We start from the raw sequence: 20,058 nt of genomic DNA on the forward strand, positions 1-20,058 counted from the left end.
CGTTAGCAATTTGGCGGTAGAATATGCTTTTTTTCTACAGTTGCTCTACCATTTGGCTGTGCATTTCACTTCATTGCCTATTAGTGTCCTATCACTCGTTTGCCATAAAAGAATCGATTCCAATCCCCACCACTATGACGCAATGCTAGATAAATATATAGCGACGTAGAGAAGTTACCCAAACAAATACATAACACGATCCAAAGAAGCAATCTCCAACCCGATTCTTTGCGAAAAATCATCCAAGAAATAAACAAAATCATCCCTACATAAAAATCGACCAAAACCAACCGACCCCATAACAAGGACAACAACATTTGCCCTTCTAGCAAAACATCCCCAAACACAGCCCCATAAACATTGCTACAAATCATCACAAGAAATAAAACCAAACTCAACACCTTAGCCGTTTTCATAGATCACTCATCCTCTTTTCTCACTACATTTTCATTCTCTATACGGATCAATGAACATATTTCACAACTATCTTCTTACAATCTATTTATCTAACTTACCCTATACATACTTTTATTTTTACTTTATACCATCTATAAATATACTCACTTCTATATCCATTCTTTTCATCTACTCTTTTCCTTACTGCCCCGCCCCTTCAAAAAGAGGAATCAAAAGCATCTGTTTTAAATTACCCACCCCCATGCCTCCTAGCACAGAGCGCAAGAAAATAATTTATTCTGAAAGTCGCCTTTGAAGTCAAATCCCGACTGCTTGTCAGTCATTCAAGGGATTAGACTTCACCAGCGACGGCAAGAACAAATTATTTTCTGGAGCGCTGTCCCTAAAACCATAATCCAATTATTCCGATATTTTAACTCCACATGATATTCTGTTAAAATAAAAAGAGTAATCAAGCAAAGCGATCAAAGGAGCTGAATGAATCATGACTGAAAAACAACAATTAGGTAAAAGCGATCTATGGGTAAATCCAATCGGACTGGGTACAAATGCAGTTGGTGGACATAATCTTTATCCTAATTTGGATGAAGAAGTCGGTAAAGAAATGATCCGTACTGCAATCGCAGAAGGTATCAATTTTCTAGACACTGCATTCATTTATGGGCCTAAGCGCTCTGAAGAATTGATTGGTGAAGTGCTGCAAGAAACAGGTAAACGTAGCGAAGTCATTATTGCGACCAAAGGCGCTCACAAATTCACAGATAGCGGTGACGTTGTGATTGATAACTCACCTGAATTTCTACGTTCAAGTGTAGAAGACAGTCTCAAACGCCTACAAACCGATTATATCGACTTATTTTATATTCATTTTCCAGACGAACATACACCGAAAGATCAAGCTGTAGCTGAACTGAAAAAGCTAAAAGACGAAGGCAAAATTCGAGCTATTGGTGTGTCTAACTTCTCGTTAGAACAGTTGAAAGAAGCGAACACAAACGGCGATGTGGACGTCCTTCAAGGTCACTATAATTTATTCCATCGGGATGCTGAAAAAGATCTGTTACCGTATACGGCTGCAAATGGAATCACGTTTATTCCTTATTTCCCACTCGCTTCCGGTCTACTGGGTGGTAAATATACCAAAGACACCAAGTTTGATGATATTCGTGCCAAAGATCCACTCTTTACAGGGGATGCATTTATAGAAAATCTGGCAAAAGTAGATCAACTTCGTCCGATTGCACAGTCTAAAGGTGTGGATGTCGCTCATATTGTACTGGCATGGTATCTGACACGCGATTCGATAGATGCAGTCATTCCGGGTGCGAAGCGTTCAGATCAAGTCAAAGACAATCTCAAAACACTAGAAGTCCAATTAACACCGCAAGAAATAGAGCATATCGATTCGATTTTTAGCTAAATAGATATCATTATAATCGAAGTCAAGTACCTGCATTATGTGTAGGTACTTGGCTTTTTAGTGTTTTTCTAGCCCCAAACTGTAGATATATACTTCACTTGCATGTACAAAAAAAGCCGCTCTATATCGAGCGACTTCTGGTCTGTATTTCATATGATTTAGAACTATATCGTATGTGGATATGCATCTGATTCAGTGTAAGTTAGATACGCATCGTATCTGGACGCCAATTCGTAATCGCATTTTCGATATCTGAACCAGATAGATTCTGACTGGCTGCACGTTCGCATAAGGCAGGAAATTCTTCATCACTTGCATAACGAAGCGCTATAATTTGAGATTTGGATAGACGAGAATCCAATTCTTTTCCAGTTAGACGGAAATAGCGGAATTGCTCCTCAATGCGTACAATTCGATCCTGCGTTTTGGTCGCATAGACTCGAATCCGTGGAATAGCGAAAAATAAACACACCATTAATATCAATAATAACCATGATAACAATACATGCTCATCATAACGAATCGCTTCTACCCAGTAGATTACAGTAAGTACGAACGTTATTAATAAAAGAGGCAAAGCCACAAAATGATACGGCCAATCATAACGAATCGATTTCTTTTTCGGTGGTGTTGCCATGATTACACATCCTTTTCCTACTGCAAATGTATTTCCCATGTATTATTACACCAATCACTGGAAATATTATCATGTTGCGTAAGAAAGATATTTTCATTCGTAATCAAGTTGTACAACACCACCTTGAATTAACCCCAAAAAGTAACCCAACGAAATTTTACATAAAATGATGAATATGATCAGAAATAAAATCTTACGCTGGATATCCTCCACCTGGTGGTGGCCATGCGCCAAACAAGCGACGTAACAATACAATTTCACCCAAATGATACGTATTATGAGAAGCAATATTACGCAACAATCCAGCAGCCGTTTCGCCCGGGAAATAGACTAATGGTTGTTCCAAATTCATTGTACGCGCTAATTCACACGCATAATCAATCCCTTGAAGAAAACGATCCAAAACATCTTGCCATGTCGCTTCATCTACTGCTTGTACTTCAGTCGGCCAGCTTTCACTAACATTCGCAGGCATTTGAGGCTTTTCACCTTTAAGATGAGTTAACATGAAGTCTTGCCAGTAATTCATATGACTAATTAACTGGTAAATGGTATATGGAGAATGCTCCAAAGATCGACCTGATAGTTCTAAATCGATATCTGATAACGCACGTGCAATCGGCAAATGCCCTCTTTCTCCGATCAAAGATTGCACTAACGCTTTGGAAAAAGCTTCTTGTGAAGAAATAGTCATGAGAGTGCTCCTTTGATTGTTGTATTCAGGTTATTCTGGTTGGATAATCCCTACCGAATATAAGAAAATCAGGATAATTAAGATCGGTGCCACATAACGTAGAATAAACATCCATGTGTCGTACCAGAAGCCAGATATTCCTGCTTCTTCTCCTGCACGTTTCCATGCATATCCTGTAAAGATCGTGACAATAAATCCACCCACAGGCATCAAAATATATGAAGTCACAAAGTCGAATAGATCAAAAATACTTTTGCCATCTAGTGAAATAAAGCTAAGCACACCGCCTACAGATAATGCAGCAGGTACACCTAGTATAAAAGAAAACACACAGACGAGAATAGCTGCTTTTTTACGAGACCAATTCCATTGTCCCATCGCATAAGCTACAGGTACTTCGAGAATAGAGAAGCACGAAGTGATTGCCGCAATCGCGAGCAATAAGAAGAATAGACCTCCAAAAAAAGCACCTAAAGGCATTTGTGCAAAAGCAGCAGGTAAAGCCATAAATGCTAGCCCTACACCTTGATCTGGTTTTAATCCATAAGAGAATACGGTTGGGAAAATAATCAATCCTGCTAAAAGTGCATAGAATAAATCGCCTGCGCCGATCGCAAGCGCTGCTTTACCTAAAGACTGCTCTTTTCGTACATAAGAACCATACGTTAACATACAACCCATCCCTAGAGATAAAGAGAAGAACGCATGTCCTAATGCTGTTAAGATCGAAGCTCGGCTTAATTTAGAAAAATCAGGTGCTAAGAAAAATTCTACCCCTGCTCCTGCGCCAGGTAACGTCAATGAACGGAACATTAAGATGAGCAAAATCACCAGAAATCCCGGAATCAGAATCTTGTTGTACTTCTCAATTCCGCCCGATATCCCTTTAGCAATAACAATACCTGTAATTAGCATCACAACCGCTTGCCAGAATAACGGTGCATATCCACCTGCAAAATTCGTAAAGGCTGCTGTAAAATCAGTATTCACATCAGATAGACTACCGCTAAAAGATAAAACGGTATAATGTAATGTCCATCCTGCAACAACACCGTAATAACACATAATTAGAAATGACGTAACGACAGGAACAGTACCAATCCATTTCCAATGCTTCTTCCCTGTAATGTTGAAAAGCGAAGCCGCAGCATTACCCCGTCCACTTCGACCAATAGCCATTTCTGCTAATAAAATCGGTAGACCTACTACAATCAGACAAATGATAAACATCAGGAAAAAGGCAGCTCCACCGTATTTACCTGTGATATACGGGAACTTCCACATATTTCCTAACCCTACTGAACTACCAATTGCTGCTAAAATAAACCCGCTTGTTGAAAAGCGTTCGATCTTGCCGCTGCCTGTACTTGATGAACCTGAACCTTCTTTTTGTGCCATAGGTATACTCCTTATGAATAAAGTGAATTATGCCTATGTTACACAAAACGTTATATCTTGTCCATGAAAAGAAAGTAACAATTTGAAAAAAGTCAAAAAGGGCTACTTTTTCATTGATTATTAAAGCAATAAGACAGCAATTGTTGCTGATCTTCGTCGGTGATTTCCTGCTGACTGTACTGGTTGTCTGTATATTGTGACAATACATGATTCCAGAATGATTGAGCATGGCTATTTCGTGAGGATGCATTGGTCTGTAGCTCCCAATCCCCTTTATATTGGTCAAAAATGTGACTAGCGGCTTGCCGGGCAACGCCTTGTCCACGAAATGGACGCATCACAAAAAACTCATTTAAATAATACTGCGCCTTAGAACCATCTGGTAAATAAGGAGCCGTCGCTATTAACGCAAAGCCGGCTGGTACGCCATTCACACGAATAATCCACGGATAAAGAACGCCTGGATGTCGCCACCAGATCAGAAAAACATCGCTTTGTTGATGAAGAGTCGCATATTCTTCTTCGTCAAAAACACCTTGTGAATTCGGCAATCGTTCCCAAATCTCTGACAGATCATACAGATAATAAGGATACATATTGCAAATGATATGCGCTTCTTCTTCACGGCAAAGAGTGATCTGGATAAGGTCTGTATGATTATCGCTCATTACGTTCCCCTTTCAGAATGCTCTTCTGGATTGAGTCGCCATTCGATGATCAAATAATCGCTATATTCCCGCCGTATAGTGGCTCCACAGCGGTCGATATAGGTGTGACGTAATTTAGCATAGGAACGTTCGCTTTTGAATAGATGAGCAGAAAGTAAACGGTAGCCTTGAGTCGCTAACGTATCTCGCAATACCGTAATAACAGGAACTGCTAATTTCAAATCTTGATAATTAAAATAAATCTGAAAATCACTAATATAGACAGCATCAAGCCCTTGTATGATTTCATGAGAATCATCGTCTGATTCGGTAGGCTTGGATGCTTGCGAATACGTCACTTTCAAATAGCCGATCAATACCATAGATACAGGCTGATCTATAGCTGGAGATGCAGAAGGTTCTACTGCACGCACATAGATATTAAAGCTATGCGACTGAGGTTCAAAAGCGATATAAAATTCGCCAATCTCACTGCTGGATAAAGGGATATACCCATCTGGTATAGAGTATGTCTGCTCATTATTCATTATTTTTGTAGAAACTGAATCGTAAACTGAATCGCTTCTAACGCTTCTTGTACAAACGCTTTATTTTCTTTTTCCCATTCATTTGGATCATCCATAAAAGAGTCATCTAACCATTCTTCTAATCCAGTCGCTATTTTACGGCGCTCATTCGGTTGTGATGGAGCTTTACCACGTAACGCTTGAATTGCACTATGCATCACTTTGCAGGAAGATTGGATAAATGGATAATCGTCTTTATCCCATGCTTTGGCATTATCCATATCGTAAAAAGAAATCCATTTTTCGATCGTTGAAGCTGCTTGCTTAGGTTCTAATTGAGGCATATTATAATTCTCCATTTCTATAATTGAACTAATACGTACGAATGATGACGTCAACTCCGTTTTTTAGTAGAAGCAGTCGTAGGCTGTGATTCATCGGCAATCCGCTGCAAACGATCTGAAAGATACACATGCGATCCGGGTTTGGCGGTCTGTGCAATTCGATACATCGCTAGAGCGACTGCACTTGCTTCTATTCCCCGATATTTACGAAGAGGGCCCACCATAAGGAAAGATAATGCCTGAGAGATGACAGTACCAAATTGCTCGCCTGCACGGCTATCTTTACGCTTACCAAGCAATAAAGATGGACGAATCAACGACAACGAGGTATATCCAATCTGTTGTAATCGCTGTTCCAGTTCTCCTTTGATCCGTGTATAAAAGATACTGGACTTCGGATCGGCCCCCATAGAACTGATAACGATAAACTGTTTGGCTCCTTGCTCATACGCAATCTGCGCTACCGCAAATGGATAAATAACATCAATTTCGATCATCTGCTTCTGTGTTCCTGCTTGCTTAATCGTTGTTCCCAGACAACAGAATACATCATCTGCTTTCATATCCGCTCGATAATCTTGCAATTTATTGTAATCCACCACAACCTGTTGCAACTTCATATGTTGCAGTTGTTGCACAGGTTGGCGGACAAGAGCAATCACTTGAGTGTATTCTGTACTTTCTAATAACTGGCGCAGCAACTTTTTGCCTACTAGACCTGTGGCTCCTGCGACTAATGCTGTTTTACCGATCACGATCATCTCCATTTCTGCGCATCGCCTTGATTCCCTATCTTCTTCATTATCAAGATATCATCAGCAAATTGCAAAATAAAATGAGCGATCGATCTACAGCACTTTTTTATAACAAAAAGGAAGCACTGCTCCCATTCGTATGAATAATGTAATCGGCGCCCAGTCCACGATAAATCAATCGGGATTGGTTGCCTTCTGTAATAACATAGAGTTGCTGTGATGACCATGTTCGGCAGATCTGGATATAACGACAACAGAGCGGTAGACTGCGTTCAAATAAATAAATTTTGCCAATCTTCAACTCTGGAATCCGCCATAACTCTTGTCGCTGTGTGTCGATCACTAGCACATGTTCAATCCCCATTTTCTGATATCGAAGTTGATCGGCTTGACTGTTCACGATCACTGCAAATGGAATCTTTTTCACTTTTAACAATTGCATAAATTGCTCCCCTGCTACAGTAGCCGGTGATACCAGTACAAATTCCTGCTCATATTCCATCCTTGTTCGCGCTCCTCCACCCATTGTAGACAACAAAAAAAAGCCGTTAGAAGAGGACCTCTTCATCAGCTTCTAAGACAAGTGCCTGCGGCATCTTATCATGGCGTAGTTGATTATTGTCGTCTCTCTTATTGCAGCTTACGAGGTTAGCTGACGGATTCGGAAGTAAGAGTCTCCCTACAGAGTTATCGGTCTTCACCAACTGCTCTGATTCACCCCTGAATAGCTCACTAGCATAGTGTCTATTCTTATGGTTCCCCCGCTGATTGAAAGGTCTATTGATACCCTTTTCAGCCATTAAGCTGTAATGAACTTGAAAGAAATCATACGCCCGCTCTTTTCGTTTGTAAAGCAGTACTGAAGCTCGCTATATTCGGATATAGAGCAATCCAGTCGATTGTAGGGTTCTAATGTTCTATTTCCTTCATCTAGCGCTGTTTTACTTTATTTTACAGGATAAATGGATAAACTGGCGCATTGATGAGTATACAAGACATTACCGTATGAATGAATAGAATGAATCCGATTACATGGTGGTTTTCACAGATATATGATCTTTTTAATACTCAGGTCTGATTTTACTTCTTTCTCTGAGCGGACTATGATTGCTAACAATATCTGACATCAAGTATACCGTTATAGACAGATACACGGATCGTTATTGGATTAGGCAAAGAAACATCATATTAAAGGAGTGTAGATTTTTGATGAGTCTGTTATCGGCCATTTCACCTGTTACTCATGCGGTATCCACTAGCAACACATCTGTCCATGTTATTCATTCTATTGAAGTATTTCAGTATGATAATCGCCGTCTAGCCTTACCTGAAATGGATGGCTATCTACACTGTGGGCTATTAAAAATCGCAAGTCATGGAGTTACAGGCTGGGCGGAATATTCATTTACAGATCAAGTTCAGCATCTGGATCTGGTGAAATGGAGTCGAGTATTTACATCACTCAAAAAATGCCCTCTAGATCAAGCACTCTCTCATATCGATCAGCAGCAACAGAATTGGGGAAGTGTACGTAGTCAGGTTGCTTTAGAAGCATTGACTGAACTGCGGATTCGACTACAAGATTCACCTGATGTGTGGACATCGTCAGATGCGCTTATTAATCATGCTTTTTTGTTAGATTACACCATCGCTTATTATTCCTTTTGAACAATTCTGGTTAATGGATCATAACTACGAAATAAAGGAGTGTGCCTTTCTTGAACTCTGAAAAAATTATGGTGTGTGTGTATTATGGGCCTAATGGAGAACGATTGATCAGGCGTGGTATTCATTTATCTCAATTGATTCAGTCTCCACTCTGTGTACTCAGTGTGATTGATCACCCGATCGATGAGATGGATCAGCAAGAAGAGAAATATGTAGAGGCATGGCGCAAATTGACCGAAGAAGCAGGAGGTACATTTGTCCTTTTAGAAAGTCATGGACAAGAAGCTGCTGATATTATTGCTTCAACTGCTCAAAAGCATGATGTGACGCAATTGATTATTGGACAATCTGCTCAGACACGCTGGCAAGAAATCATGAAAGGTTCTATCGTGAATGATCTATTGGAAAAGTTGGGAGCGATTGATCTACATATTGTAGCCGTACAGCGGATGCAAGCGCAGTTAGAAGAAACGCATGAAGAAGGTGTAGATGTAGAAGTCGTTCAGACCACACGCGGCTATGAAATCGCCTATGAGACATATGGTCGACCGATCGTGATCGAAGGTATCTTTTTCAAAGACATGCATACTGACTTTGATAATGGATTATTGAAGCTATGTATTAACGGAGAATATCAGTATCTGAAAGTATTTAAAGGCAAATTAATGGATGAACTTGTGCTAGAACCACAATCGCTGTGATCTAGTCCAACAGGATAATGCCTACCGAAAATAACCTGTAGCCCTCTAAAAAGAAGGGGTTGCAGGTTATTTGACACTATTGCTATAAGAAAAGCATGTTTATTTTGAGATTAAAGGAGGATCTAACACATCGCGAAAGCGAATATCAATCACTTTTCCTTTGATCGCAAAGCCAACATTACCATAGGTCTGATTCGAAGAAACTTGCGTCTGATCTGTATATAACATCGCTCGTCTTCCCTCTTCATGCAGTACACCGCATATCGCTGCAATAATCGCTTCGGCATAACCTTGATCTCTATGATGAGGTGGCGTATAGACACCATTAATTCGTGCATAACGAGGAGAACGATGCGCAATACTTGCAGTAGCCACAGGTTGCCCATCGACTATCCACAAGTATGTATTTCCACTTCCTACTGCACGAGCCGCTGCATGTGCATAATCTTTGGCTGCAATCTCAACACCGAATTCTTCATCTGCAAATTCGCACATATATTGTGCAATCACATCTATATGCTCAAAAGCAGGCTTGATCATTTCACCAGCAATATGACTAAGCGATCTGACTTTGGTACAACTATGTGACTCAATACTGGCATGAAAACGACTATAGATCTTATTCACATCTTGATACGATGCTGCGAATAATTCAGCAACCGCTGGATCGCCAGTAATTCCGCAGAGAACAGGATGCTGATTGCGATATAAATGATGAACTAATTCCTGTATTAATAGACGTCTGGCTTGTATTGCAGGTATAGGAGAAATCCATAACCATGCATTATGACCGGGTGACTGAGCAAATATCGCCCGATGATCTTCTGTTTTGAGCAGCATAGCCTCAGGTGAATCGATAATATGATGAATCAGATTGTAAGGAACCTCATCTGCCAGAAAAAACTCTTGCTTCAATACCTCATCATCTGGATCAAATACTTGCCACATTTTCAAATCCTCCTGCCAATGTTGCTTCATGACTTAAGCACACTATACCATACAAACCGGATGAGAAAGACTTGAAATCCCCTTTTTAAACCTTAAAAAGATATTATTATTTATTTTAAAATATTCTTTTCAAAGTATAAGCTTTCTCACTGTGCTTCCTACATAGACATGATAATGTTGACGTATTCCCTTCCACTATCTCATATCAATAAAGGAGTTTATTGAATTATGAAAACAGGATTCGTTGTCATTACAGGTGCATCGTCAAGTATAGGAGAAGCCACAGCTCAACTTTTTATTGCTAAAGGACATAATGTGTTGTTACTTTCTCGCCGAGAAGACCGTTTAAAAGCTTTTGCTGGTCGTCAGGTGATGAAAGCGATTATTGATATTACAGATCGTCCGGCACTCGATCAAGCGATTGCTGAAGCTGAAGAACATTTTGGGCCTGTCAAAGGAATAGTGAATAATGCAGGTCGGATGTTGCTTGGAGATATTACGACTCAAGATCCTGCTGAATGGCAAGAAATGTACAATACGAATGTGATTGGACTTCTTAACGGTATGCAGGCAGTACTACCGTCTATGATCGAACAAAAGTCAGGTACGATTATCAATATCAGCTCAATAGCAGGTAAAAAAACATTTGCAGATCATGTCGCTTATGGTGGGACTAAATTTGCTGTTCATTCAATTAGTGAAAATGTACGTGAAGAAGTAGCTCCGCACAATGTACGTGTTGTAACGATCTCTCCAGGATTGATTGAGACTGAATGGAACGATCAGACCACAGGCGAAAAAGCCAAACTTAACTTAATGCCTCAAACGATTGCAGATACGATCTATTTTGCATTTAGCCAGCCACAAAGTATTAATATTCGTGAGATTGCACTAGCTCCCACTCAACAGCAAAGTTAAATCAGTTCTACTATGTGCTCCTTAAGCCCAAAATTAGACTTATACTATAGATATATATTTTGATATAACATTAGAACCAGACATAGCAAAAAGCTCTCCTTATTCTCTGGAGAGCTTTTTGGACGTGATCTATTAATGTGTTATACCGACAATCGTCACATCAGCAACATATGAACCTGCCCATAATAAAAAGGTAAACCCTTCTTCTAACGGATCATCAGGATCAGTAAGAAACTGGACTTCTGCATAAGTATCCCATGAATCAGGTAGCGATTCGGTAATACGTATCTGAATTGTCCATCCTTCTTCTGTAAGATCGACTTTTGTATGCGATAGATCGAGATTAAGTTGTTGATCAGTTAACCATTTCTGCTGTGGCAACGACGTCGGATCTATATTCCATTCGATCAATGCTTGAGTCACCATGTTATTCGGCTCCTTTTGTTCTGTTCTATATTAAATTTATGAATGTACATCGTTACGAAGTGCACGTATCGCCCGATAGTCTGCCCAATTAATGGATTGCCATGATTGTTCTTTTTCAAATAAATAAGCTTTATCCTGACGGAATGTCTGATACGTCTCAGGTAATAATGTAGCTCCTCGCTGTAACAATACAGGAATCGCATCACTGGATAGTCCATTTAGATATTCGAAATCAATCTGCCCTGTCTGCTCATACCGATCTAGATTCTGAACAGCGATGATTCGATCCATGCCTACATAATTGACTACGACATAAGCAGTAAGCGCAAGCACGATATAGCATTTAGCAAGCGGTAGCTTTTTCCAATAAATACGCAGACCAGCCACCAACAACAGTACCCCGAGAAAGATCATAAACGCATGAACAAGAAACCGTATATACGTATAGCCATACGCTTGTTCATATACAATAAGACGAGTAAAGGCTGAATATAACATCACTCCAGAGCAAATAACCAAAATGTACAACATACTATTATTGATATGACGCAAAATGCGATGACTTTCTGCCATATAGAGCAGTACACATACCATAATTATAAAGTTGAGCGAAGTGACCATCACCAATTCGACAAATCCACTACGAGCATATTCTGCATACGAACTTCCATCAGGAATCTGCCCTTGTCCTGCACCAAATAAATACGAGAATTGGATCACTACAAACAGCACATACACGATATTAATCAAGATCAATATTGTTGCCATAATTATAGGATCAATACGTACAGGCTTACGCTGAACCGAAGGATACGCAGACAGCGGTTGAGGTCCGTATACGGTCGGTGTCGATAGAACTGCCCCTGTTGGAGTGGCGGCTGAAGCAGGTAAAGGATGTGGTCTGTAATTCGCTACAGGTGGATACAGATAAGGTTGAACAAACCCCCATAAATATCCGAAAAAGATAAACCCACCAATAACAATCCAGAGTAAACGGAAACTTCCTTCACCAAAAGACAAGCTATCGATCCAGTTCGGTAATGTTGATAATAGATCACCAAAAATGCGATCAGCGGATGTTAGCAGACTGATAATAATCAAAAGTAACGGTAATGCGATCACCAGACCGATTAGGATCTTGGTAATAATTTTCTTTTTTTCATTTTCCATTTTGCTTATAGCGACATTTTTGAGTATTCGAAAAGGGGTGACCCAATGTCTTACCGATTGCGGAATTAGATGATCCAGTGCATCAACAATCAGCATCGGTTGATACCATGTTAATCGACGATGACTAAGCATATACGCCAGATGAAGAAAGATCAGACCGGGTATCATCAATGCGTTCAGCACCATAAAGACCGGATTCGTAAATAATCCATACGTCAAAGACAGCAAAATAATCACCGTCATCGAAAAACGGCTAAACCATGTCCCTTGCCGTAACTTATTGCCTGCATAAGTATACATATACAAGTAAAACAAAATAATAAAGACTGGATACGAAATCCCTAGCTGATGTCCATAAAATAAATACTGATGCACTGTAGCAAGCCCCAAAGCACTAAGTAATGCTATCCAAGTCCGATGCTTCGCCACAATCAATTTCTCATACATGTTAAATCTCCTTTTTTGGAGCAATAGCCTTGCGCTCCACAGTTTGTCATTTGTTAGCTTACTAGCAACCCCGTTATGTTCTATGATGTTCTGTAATGTTTCGTTATGTGTTTTTTGTTGCTCCTATCATCCATCTATTCCTCTAGCCCTTTTTCTAAGACGAGTTAGCTCTGTTGTTATATTTATTGTAGATGATAAAATACGAAGATAAAGAGAAGAATAATTCTATAAAATTTCCTATTTTATTTCAATATCGTTCTACTTATAAATTAATGACTAAATAAATCGCCCATTCGTACATCCATATATATTCAGAAACACTTAAATCCTAAAAATAAAATGCTAATCCTAAATCTCTAAAAGTACCTATTCCTTCATAATGTGCTTACTATTCTTAATGTAATTATTCTCCCTATTGCTTTTAAAAGTTCCCCCCTGCCCACCCCAATGTACAATTATTAGAGTGTCTCCATGCTCGGAGCGGAGGGAAAGAAATCGTACGTAAGAAGCGAAGCGCTCGCCTTTGTAAACGGATTTTGACCGCTGGAGCGGTTGTTCAAAAAATCCGGCTACAACAGCGATCGGCAGGACGATTCCTTTCACGGAGCGTACTTTCAGCATGTAACCCAAGGAGTGTTATCCCTATGAAATTACATCATCAGTTTTTGTTGTTACATTCGCAGTATGGTCAACATATCGAAGTACAGATCACATTAGATGAGCTAGCCACAACCTTTGAATGTACACATCGTAATGCTCTAAATTTGATCACACGGATGGCAGAGCAAGGTTGGATCAAGTGGAATTCACAACGTGGACGCGGACGACGATCGACACTTACCTTTTTAATTCAACCCGAAGAAATTGCGATTGAGTCTATGATGCAGACCATTCAGCGCAAAGATATTCAGCAGACCTTAACCGAGATCCGTCAATATGCCCAATCTTCAACATTGGAAAATAAAGTGCAGGATTGGTTGTTTGGATATTTCGGCCCTCATTCAGAAATGCAACGTAATCGTCAGGTGGATACGTTGCGCTTGCCAATTCGTCAACAGATTCATACCGTTGATCCGTTATATATGAATTTGCTGGCAGAGTCTTTTGTCTCTAGCCATATCTTTGATGGATTGGTACGGCAAGCTTCGCATACACAGCAGATTATTCCGCATCTGGCACATGATTGGGAAGTCAACGAATTACGGACAGAATGGACGTTTTTTCTCCGCAAAGAAGTCATGTTCCATCATGGGCAAATGATGACAGCCGATGATGTGGTCTATACTTTTCAGCGATTAAGACAGACTTCGCAACCGATGTTATATCGCTTTATCGCCAAACAAATAGAATCGGTGCGAGCGCTCAACAACAATACGGTACAGATCATTTTGAAGCAACCAAGCGAATTGTTTTTGCCTTTTTTATGCACCAGTCGAGCGGCTATCGTGCCTAACGGATTGAATCGACGAGGAGAAGAATTATTTGGTGTAAAGCCAAGCGGTACAGGGCCTTTTCGTATGATCGAAATGAGTAAAGATAACTGCGTACTGGAAGTGTTTAAGCCTCATTTCCAAGGTCGAGCGCATCTGGATCAGGTAGAAATTATTCATATTCCTTGGAATGTCGCACCCGATCAACTAGAACAGCCGGATCGCCAATCTCCTTTTCATATGATGCATCAGCATACATCCAGATCGTCCTCAGAACAAGGTGCATGGAGTCAGATGCATTCACCGGTCACGGTACGCAAATTTGTTACGTATAATACGCGCAAAGAAGGACTGCTTCGTGATCCGCATATTCGTGCTCATATTAGCCAGTGTCTACAATTAGCACGTGAAACAGAGTCTGAAGCTCTCACTCATCCAATCGCTAACGATAGTTCTTCTACCTTGTCTGATGATCTTTGGACTCTGCAAAGTAGTGCTAATCCTACCGCCCTTCTACCGGAACTGAATCCTGAAACGATAGCGCAGATATCCACTACATCATTACGTATTTTGACAATTCCACAATATCGCAAAGATGCACGCTGGATCGCAAATACGTTACAGCAAGCAGGATACCAATGTACTGTCGTGTCTACACCTGTTGAGCAATTTAAAGGCAGTGTGCGGATGGAATCTGATCTAATTGTCTTCTCACTGACACGGGATCAAGATGAACAATTGCGACTATTCGATCTATATCGCACGTTAGCAGGTCATGTAGAACATCATACGGTTATTGATATTGAGACACTGTTAGAACAGATTCAGCGTCAACCGGATCCGTTAATACGTACTCAATATTTTCAGCACATTGAAGATCGATTAATTTCTGAATATCAATTGCATATTTTATACGAAAAGCCTTTTCAGACGACCTATTTACCTTCTGTTCGTGGTGTTACATTCAATAGTCAGGGTTGGGTTGACCTTCGTCACATCTGGTTTCCACCGAAAATATAATTTAAGAATTATTTTTTTATTTTTTTGAAGAAAAACTGAAACCAGTGCAAAAAAAACGGTTAATAATAATGTATAAAAGCTTGATATCACCGCATTTCTAGTCGTATATAGTCACCAAGTAAGCTGATGATATCCATTTATTTATTTACCAATAAAAAGAATAAAATGCAATGTTTAACATTAAATAAGCTGGTTAATATAATATCGTAGCACCATATATCTTAAAAAATTTCAGAGGAGTGAATTAGAAAATGGCAAACAACAAGAGCAACAACGACAACAACAACATGAGTCGTGAAGAAGCAGGTCGCAAAGGTGGAGAAGCCACTTCTAACAATCATGACAAAGAATTTTATCAAGAGATTGGGCAAAAGGGTGGAGAAGCCACCTCGGAATCGCATGGCAAAGAGTTCTATGAAGAAATCGGTAAAAAAGGCGGAGAAGCTACTTCAGATTCTCATGATAAAGAGTTCTATCAAGAGATCGGGCAAAAGGGTGGAGAAGCTCGTAGTGATTCCGACGGTAACGATGGCAAAATGAGCCGTGAAGAAGCAGGCCGTAAAGGCGGAGAAGCGCGCGCGAAACAACGTAACGATGACTGATTTGCGTTACAGATGTAAAGTGAGAAGATTATAGAATAGAAAATACCTGTTTCCTTTAATAGAAGGAAGCAGGTATTTTTTATACATATTGATATTATTGAGGAATTGTAATTTCATCTACATAATTGGTCGCCATCATGCGCTCTACTTCAGCTGGAGTGTTGGTCTGACCCAGTACCCACATCATTTTGGTGGTCAGTGCTTCTGTCGTCATATCGTAGCAAGGAATAACGCCTTTTTCGAGCACTTTCTGCCCGACTTCATAGATCGTCAGGTCGCCACCTTCATATAGACATTGAGTGGTAACTACGATACTTATTCCACTTTTGACCAATTCTTCGATCTTGTCGATCAGATTGATTTCTTTGAACGGCACACCGCCCATTCCGAATCCTTCGACAATAATACCTTTATAACCTAATGCTTTGACCGCATCGAAAATATCTGGTTGCATCCCCGGAATTAATTTGATTAGAAATACATTCGGTGAATAATGATCATTGTACACATGCCCGGTTGGACGAATACTCTCAGGAATCTCATTATATACAATCGTATCTTCTTCCAGATAGCCGATATACGGATGGTTAATACTTTCAAATGCATTGTAACTTTTGGTTCTGACTTTGGAAGCACGAGCGCCGTTAATAATTTTGCCATTGAACACGACAAACACGCCAGATAATGCGGTAGCTGCTGTACGGAACGCATCTTTGATATTGATCCGTGAATCACTATGCTCTGCCAGTACAGACACCTGAGACCCTGTAATGACTACAGGCTTATCCAGTGCCCCTAACATAAAGCTAAGTGCACTTGCTGTATATGCCATCGTATCGGTACCATGCGCAATCACAATCCCATCATAATGAGGCAAATGTTCATGTACCGTCTGCGCGATAGTCACCCATTCTTCAGGTTGAATATTGGTACTATCGACGCTCATGAGTGTCATCGCTTCAATTGTACAAATATCTTTCAGTTCAGGTACAGCGGCAACGATATGTTCTGCGGATTGAGTGGGTGTAAGTCCCCCACCTTGTTCGCCTGAAGAAGAGATAGTACCGCCTGTATTAATAAACAAAATATTTTTCATTATTGTAAGTCCCTTCGCTGTTCTTGTACCGCTCCATTAGCCTTGCTTTCTGTTTTCAGTATATCACTCAAACTGCCTTTTTTCCTCTTCTATTCTGGATATAATACGCTACATAACACAGAACCATAAAGGCAATTCCGCAATAAAAAGCAAGACTTTGATTCGGGTCAAATGCAATCCCGATACACGAAGCTAGACACAGTACAAAAGCAGCAATCGGCACAATTGGATACAGCGGTGTCCGGTACTTCAGTTCACTTAACTGATGCCCTTCACGTATAAATTGCCTCCGGAACATAAATTGAGAAGCAGCGATCCCCATCCAGACCACCACGACAGCAAATCCGGATACCGAGACCAAGAAAATATAGATTGTATCTGGTGCGACAACGCTCGATAACAGTGATAATCCACCGCCCACCATACTAATAATCATCGCATTCAGTGGAATCCCTGATGAAGTGAGACGTGAGAATAATGAAGGTAACATTTTTTCTTTGGATAATGACCATAACATCCGTGAAGAAGCATATAATCCTGAATTAGCCGCAGACAGTAGCGCTGTAATAATGACAAAATTCATAATGTCTGCCGCATAAGGAATCCCTATTCGATCAAATACAACTACAAACGGGCTCTCAATGACTCCTGCATCTCTCCACGGGATCAATGCTGATAATACAAAAATCGTTCCTACAAAAAAGATAATCAATCTTCCTACCGTAGCTTTAATCGCACGCGGAATTGTTTTGTCAGGGTCTACACTTTCCCCTGCGGCTATCCCGATCAGTTCAGTACCGGAAAAAGCAAAGTTAACGGATAACATCGCCATAAAGATCGGCAAAATGCCATTCGGGAAAAGACCTCCATCACTGGTGAAATTGCTGAATAGCGGTGCACTTGCGCCTGCTTCTCGCATCGGAATCACTCCAAAAACAGCGGCTCCGCCCAGTATAATAAACAGTAAAATAATCGCTACTTTGATGCCTGAAAACCAGAATTCGGCTTCTGCAAAAAAGCGTACCGAAAAGGCATTTAATAAAAACACAAGCAGTGCAAATACACCACTCCACATCCATACCGAGGTATCCGGGAACCAGCGTTGCATCAATAACCCTGCTGCTGTAAATTCAGACCCCAGTGCGACTGTCCATGTTAACCAGTACATCCATGCGACCATATAACCTGTACCCGGTCCGATAAACTTGGCGGCATACGCATGAAAAGCTCCTGTGACAGGCATATGTACCGATAGTTCTCCTAGACAAAGCATCACTAGATATACGATGACAGCGCCGACTAGATAAGCAAGAATCGTTCCTAGCGGTCCTGCCTGGTTAATCGTATAACCCGAACTTAGAAATAACCCTGTTCCGATTACTCCACCTAATGACAGCATCACAAGGTGGCGACTTTTCATTTTGCGCTGAAATGTACCTTCTTCTGTACCTGTTTCTTCCACTCGCTCTTGCTCTAATGCCATCGTACCCCGACCTTTCATCACCTTATCTATATAGAGATCACTTGAGACATGGTATAGCGACCAAATATCAAACCTTTGACAGATAAGTATAGATTAATACAACATACTTTCTTTAATTTGAGCAATATCATTCGGCGTAGTACGACAACAACCACCGATTAGACGTGCGCCTTTGGCATACCATTGTTGTGCTTGTTGTCCATAATTCTGCTCACAAGAAGCACCATGCCATGTTTTGGTTACAGGATCATACTGCTCACCTGAATTCGGATAGACCACAATCGGCTTATCTGTGCTTGTCGCAATCTGCTCAATCAATGAAGGAATATATTCTAATGCTGTACAATTGACTCCTATCGCTGCTACTTGCTCATGAGCATGTAACCATTTCGCACAGTCAGCTATAGATTCGCCACTACTAATATGCTGTCCGTCTTTAGCACTAAAGCTTATCCATGCATACGAACCCGGGAACTCTTCCAATACTTTGACAATCGCACGGGCTTCGACCAGACACGGAATCGTTTCGCAAGCTAGAATGTCTGCACCGGCTTCGATCAATAACTGAATACGTGGACGATGAAAATCGATCAATTGCTGTTCATTCAGATCATAATCTCCTCGATATTCAGAACCATCGGCTAGAAAAGCACCATAAGGCCCTACCGAAGCGGCAACTATTGGCTTAGGACGATCATATTCATCAGTCGGTTGTAACGTATCTGCTGAACCTTCGATCGGTTGCTCGGTACGATATTTCTGTACATAATGTGCCCAGAATTGATCACGTGCTTCTACCGCAAGCTGAACCGATTGTTGAATAAGATGAATCGCTTCTTGTTCTGTTAATCCTTTTTGGACAAAACCTTCAATCGTAGCTTGATAGCTAGCTGTGATCGCACAGTCAGCACCTACCTCAAAATATTCACGATGTACATCAGCAATCCATTCCGGATTTTCTAGTAATAATTGAGCCGACCACAGACTATTATTGAGGTCAGCACCTCTGCGTTCTAATTCGGTTGCCATCGCTCCATCCAGCACCATAAACGGAAAGTGTTGCAAAATATATTGTATAGGGTTCATGTTTTACTCCTTTTATGCGGTAATGTGAATGAGTCTGAACGTATTTTAGATGATTATATCCTCTTTGTAAACCTTCATCTTTATTCGCAAAATACACCTTGCATCAGGCTCGTTTTCTATTTGAAAGACATATCATATACCAATTCAAAAAGATCTGCTGTAAAAAAATGTTGTAAGCCTTTTCATAAATGATGTAAAATAATGTTAGCTACATGTTTATCGTT

The 20,058-nt window shown here is 40.4% G+C and carries 21 protein-coding genes and 1 riboswitch; of the genes, 6 read left to right on the forward strand and 15 right to left on the reverse strand.

Annotated elements, in window-relative coordinates:
* Positions 1-80: 80 nt before the first annotated feature.
* Positions 81-416, reverse strand: a complete 336-nt coding sequence (locus PaeCFBP13512_RS14600; protein WP_069326569.1) for a DUF1475 family protein — start codon at positions 414-416, stop codon at positions 81-83.
* A gap of 485 nt (positions 417-901) precedes the next feature.
* On the opposite strand from PaeCFBP13512_RS14600, the gene PaeCFBP13512_RS14605 reads away from it, so the two are divergent.
* On the forward strand, positions 902-1,837 hold the full coding sequence (locus tag PaeCFBP13512_RS14605; RefSeq protein ID WP_137224007.1) for an aldo/keto reductase: 936 nt from the start codon (positions 902-904) through the stop codon (positions 1,835-1,837).
* 202 nt (positions 1,838-2,039) lie between these two features.
* Here the strand turns inward: PaeCFBP13512_RS14605 and PaeCFBP13512_RS14610 are convergent, their stop codons facing one another.
* The 8 genes from PaeCFBP13512_RS14610 to PaeCFBP13512_RS14645 form a co-directional block, all read right to left on the reverse strand.
* Positions 2,040-2,474, reverse strand: a complete 435-nt coding sequence (locus PaeCFBP13512_RS14610) for a DUF6526 family protein (RefSeq protein WP_137224009.1) — start codon at positions 2,472-2,474, stop codon at positions 2,040-2,042.
* A gap of 193 nt (positions 2,475-2,667) precedes the next feature.
* Entirely contained in the window at positions 2,668-3,168 is a 501-nt protein-coding gene (locus tag PaeCFBP13512_RS14615) for a DinB family protein (RefSeq protein ID WP_137224011.1), read from the reverse strand.
* Positions 3,169-3,198: 30 nt separating this feature from the next.
* Positions 3,199-4,566: a sodium-dependent transporter gene (locus tag PaeCFBP13512_RS14620; RefSeq protein ID WP_069326566.1), complete on the reverse strand. Its 1,368-nt coding sequence runs from the start codon at positions 4,564-4,566 to the stop codon at positions 3,199-3,201.
* A 110-nt stretch (positions 4,567-4,676) separates the two neighbouring features.
* Positions 4,677-5,234 (reverse strand): GNAT family N-acetyltransferase, encoded by a 558-nt coding sequence (locus tag PaeCFBP13512_RS14625; RefSeq protein ID WP_137224013.1) that lies wholly within the window; start codon positions 5,232-5,234, stop codon positions 4,677-4,679.
* Complete coding sequence (locus tag PaeCFBP13512_RS14630) at positions 5,234-5,761, reverse strand: hypothetical protein (RefSeq protein ID WP_137224015.1); 528 nt, start codon at positions 5,759-5,761, stop codon at positions 5,234-5,236. The genes PaeCFBP13512_RS14625 and PaeCFBP13512_RS14630 overlap by 1 nt, the downstream gene beginning before the upstream one ends.
* Positions 5,761-6,084, reverse strand: coding sequence for a hypothetical protein (locus tag PaeCFBP13512_RS14635; RefSeq protein WP_161594278.1), 324 nt, complete (start codon positions 6,082-6,084; stop codon positions 5,761-5,763). The genes PaeCFBP13512_RS14630 and PaeCFBP13512_RS14635 overlap by 1 nt, the downstream gene beginning before the upstream one ends.
* Before the next feature lie 50 nt (positions 6,085-6,134).
* The gene (locus tag PaeCFBP13512_RS14640) at positions 6,135-6,851 is read right to left on the reverse strand and encodes an oxidoreductase (RefSeq protein WP_241669388.1); all 717 of its coding nucleotides are present in this window, start codon (positions 6,849-6,851) and stop codon (positions 6,135-6,137) included.
* Between the two features lie 94 nt (positions 6,852-6,945).
* Positions 6,946-7,341, reverse strand: a complete 396-nt coding sequence (locus PaeCFBP13512_RS14645; protein ID WP_069326562.1) for a hypothetical protein — start codon at positions 7,339-7,341, stop codon at positions 6,946-6,948.
* 120 nt (positions 7,342-7,461) lie between these two features.
* A riboswitch (cyclic di-AMP (ydaO/yuaA leader) is annotated at positions 7,462-7,655 on the reverse strand.
* A gap of 393 nt (positions 7,656-8,048) precedes the next feature.
* Here PaeCFBP13512_RS14645 and PaeCFBP13512_RS14650 point away from each other — a divergent pair.
* Positions 8,049-8,507, forward strand: a complete 459-nt coding sequence (locus PaeCFBP13512_RS14650; protein ID WP_137224019.1) for a hypothetical protein — start codon at positions 8,049-8,051, stop codon at positions 8,505-8,507.
* 41 nt (positions 8,508-8,548) lie between these two features.
* A complete protein-coding gene (locus tag PaeCFBP13512_RS14655) occupies positions 8,549-9,208 on the forward strand; it encodes a universal stress protein (RefSeq protein WP_441343332.1) in 660 nt (219 codons plus the stop codon).
* 99 nt (positions 9,209-9,307) lie between these two features.
* Here PaeCFBP13512_RS14655 and PaeCFBP13512_RS14660 read toward each other — a convergent pair whose 3' ends face one another.
* The gene (locus tag PaeCFBP13512_RS14660; RefSeq protein ID WP_161594279.1) at positions 9,308-10,156 is read right to left on the reverse strand and encodes a GNAT family N-acetyltransferase; all 849 of its coding nucleotides are present in this window, start codon (positions 10,154-10,156) and stop codon (positions 9,308-9,310) included.
* Between the two features lie 228 nt (positions 10,157-10,384).
* Here PaeCFBP13512_RS14660 and PaeCFBP13512_RS14665 point away from each other — a divergent pair, with 228 nt between their 5' ends.
* A complete protein-coding gene (locus tag PaeCFBP13512_RS14665) occupies positions 10,385-11,074 on the forward strand; it encodes an SDR family oxidoreductase (protein WP_137224025.1) in 690 nt (229 codons plus the stop codon).
* Between the two features lie 132 nt (positions 11,075-11,206).
* Here the strand turns inward: PaeCFBP13512_RS14665 and PaeCFBP13512_RS14670 are convergent, their stop codons facing one another.
* Positions 11,207-11,500 (reverse strand): hypothetical protein, encoded by a 294-nt coding sequence (locus tag PaeCFBP13512_RS14670; RefSeq protein WP_069326557.1) that lies wholly within the window; start codon positions 11,498-11,500, stop codon positions 11,207-11,209.
* A gap of 36 nt (positions 11,501-11,536) precedes the next feature.
* A complete protein-coding gene (locus PaeCFBP13512_RS14675; protein ID WP_137224027.1) occupies positions 11,537-13,117 on the reverse strand; it encodes a DUF4153 domain-containing protein in 1,581 nt (526 codons plus the stop codon).
* A gap of 644 nt (positions 13,118-13,761) precedes the next feature.
* On the opposite strand from PaeCFBP13512_RS14675, the gene PaeCFBP13512_RS14680 reads away from it, so the two are divergent.
* Together PaeCFBP13512_RS14680 and PaeCFBP13512_RS14685 are read left to right on the forward strand one after the other, a co-directional pair.
* Positions 13,762-15,567 carry an ABC transporter substrate-binding protein gene (locus PaeCFBP13512_RS14680; protein ID WP_137224029.1) on the forward strand — a complete coding sequence of 602 codons (1,806 nt, stop codon included), beginning with the start codon at positions 13,762-13,764 and terminating at the stop codon, positions 15,565-15,567.
* A gap of 251 nt (positions 15,568-15,818) precedes the next feature.
* Positions 15,819-16,169: a KGG domain-containing protein gene (locus PaeCFBP13512_RS14685; protein ID WP_069326554.1), complete on the forward strand. Its 351-nt coding sequence runs from the start codon at positions 15,819-15,821 to the stop codon at positions 16,167-16,169.
* 94 nt (positions 16,170-16,263) lie between these two features.
* On the opposite strand, the gene PaeCFBP13512_RS14690 is transcribed toward PaeCFBP13512_RS14685, so the two are convergent.
* The 3 genes from PaeCFBP13512_RS14690 to mmuM form a co-directional block, all read right to left on the reverse strand.
* Positions 16,264-17,265, reverse strand: a complete 1,002-nt coding sequence (locus PaeCFBP13512_RS14690) for an asparaginase (RefSeq protein ID WP_137224031.1) — start codon at positions 17,263-17,265, stop codon at positions 16,264-16,266.
* Positions 17,266-17,332: 67 nt separating this feature from the next.
* A complete protein-coding gene (locus PaeCFBP13512_RS14695) occupies positions 17,333-18,748 on the reverse strand; it encodes an amino acid permease (RefSeq protein WP_137224123.1) in 1,416 nt (471 codons plus the stop codon).
* Positions 18,749-18,841: 93 nt separating this feature from the next.
* Positions 18,842-19,834: a homocysteine S-methyltransferase gene (mmuM, locus tag PaeCFBP13512_RS14700; RefSeq protein WP_137224033.1), complete on the reverse strand. Its 993-nt coding sequence runs from the start codon at positions 19,832-19,834 to the stop codon at positions 18,842-18,844.
* Positions 19,835-20,058: the final 224 nt, after the last annotated feature.

Source organism: Paenibacillus sp. CFBP13512 (assembly GCF_005233705.1).
In the GTDB taxonomy this organism is placed as follows: Bacteria; Bacillota; Bacilli; order Paenibacillales; family Paenibacillaceae; genus Saccharibacillus; species Saccharibacillus nuruki.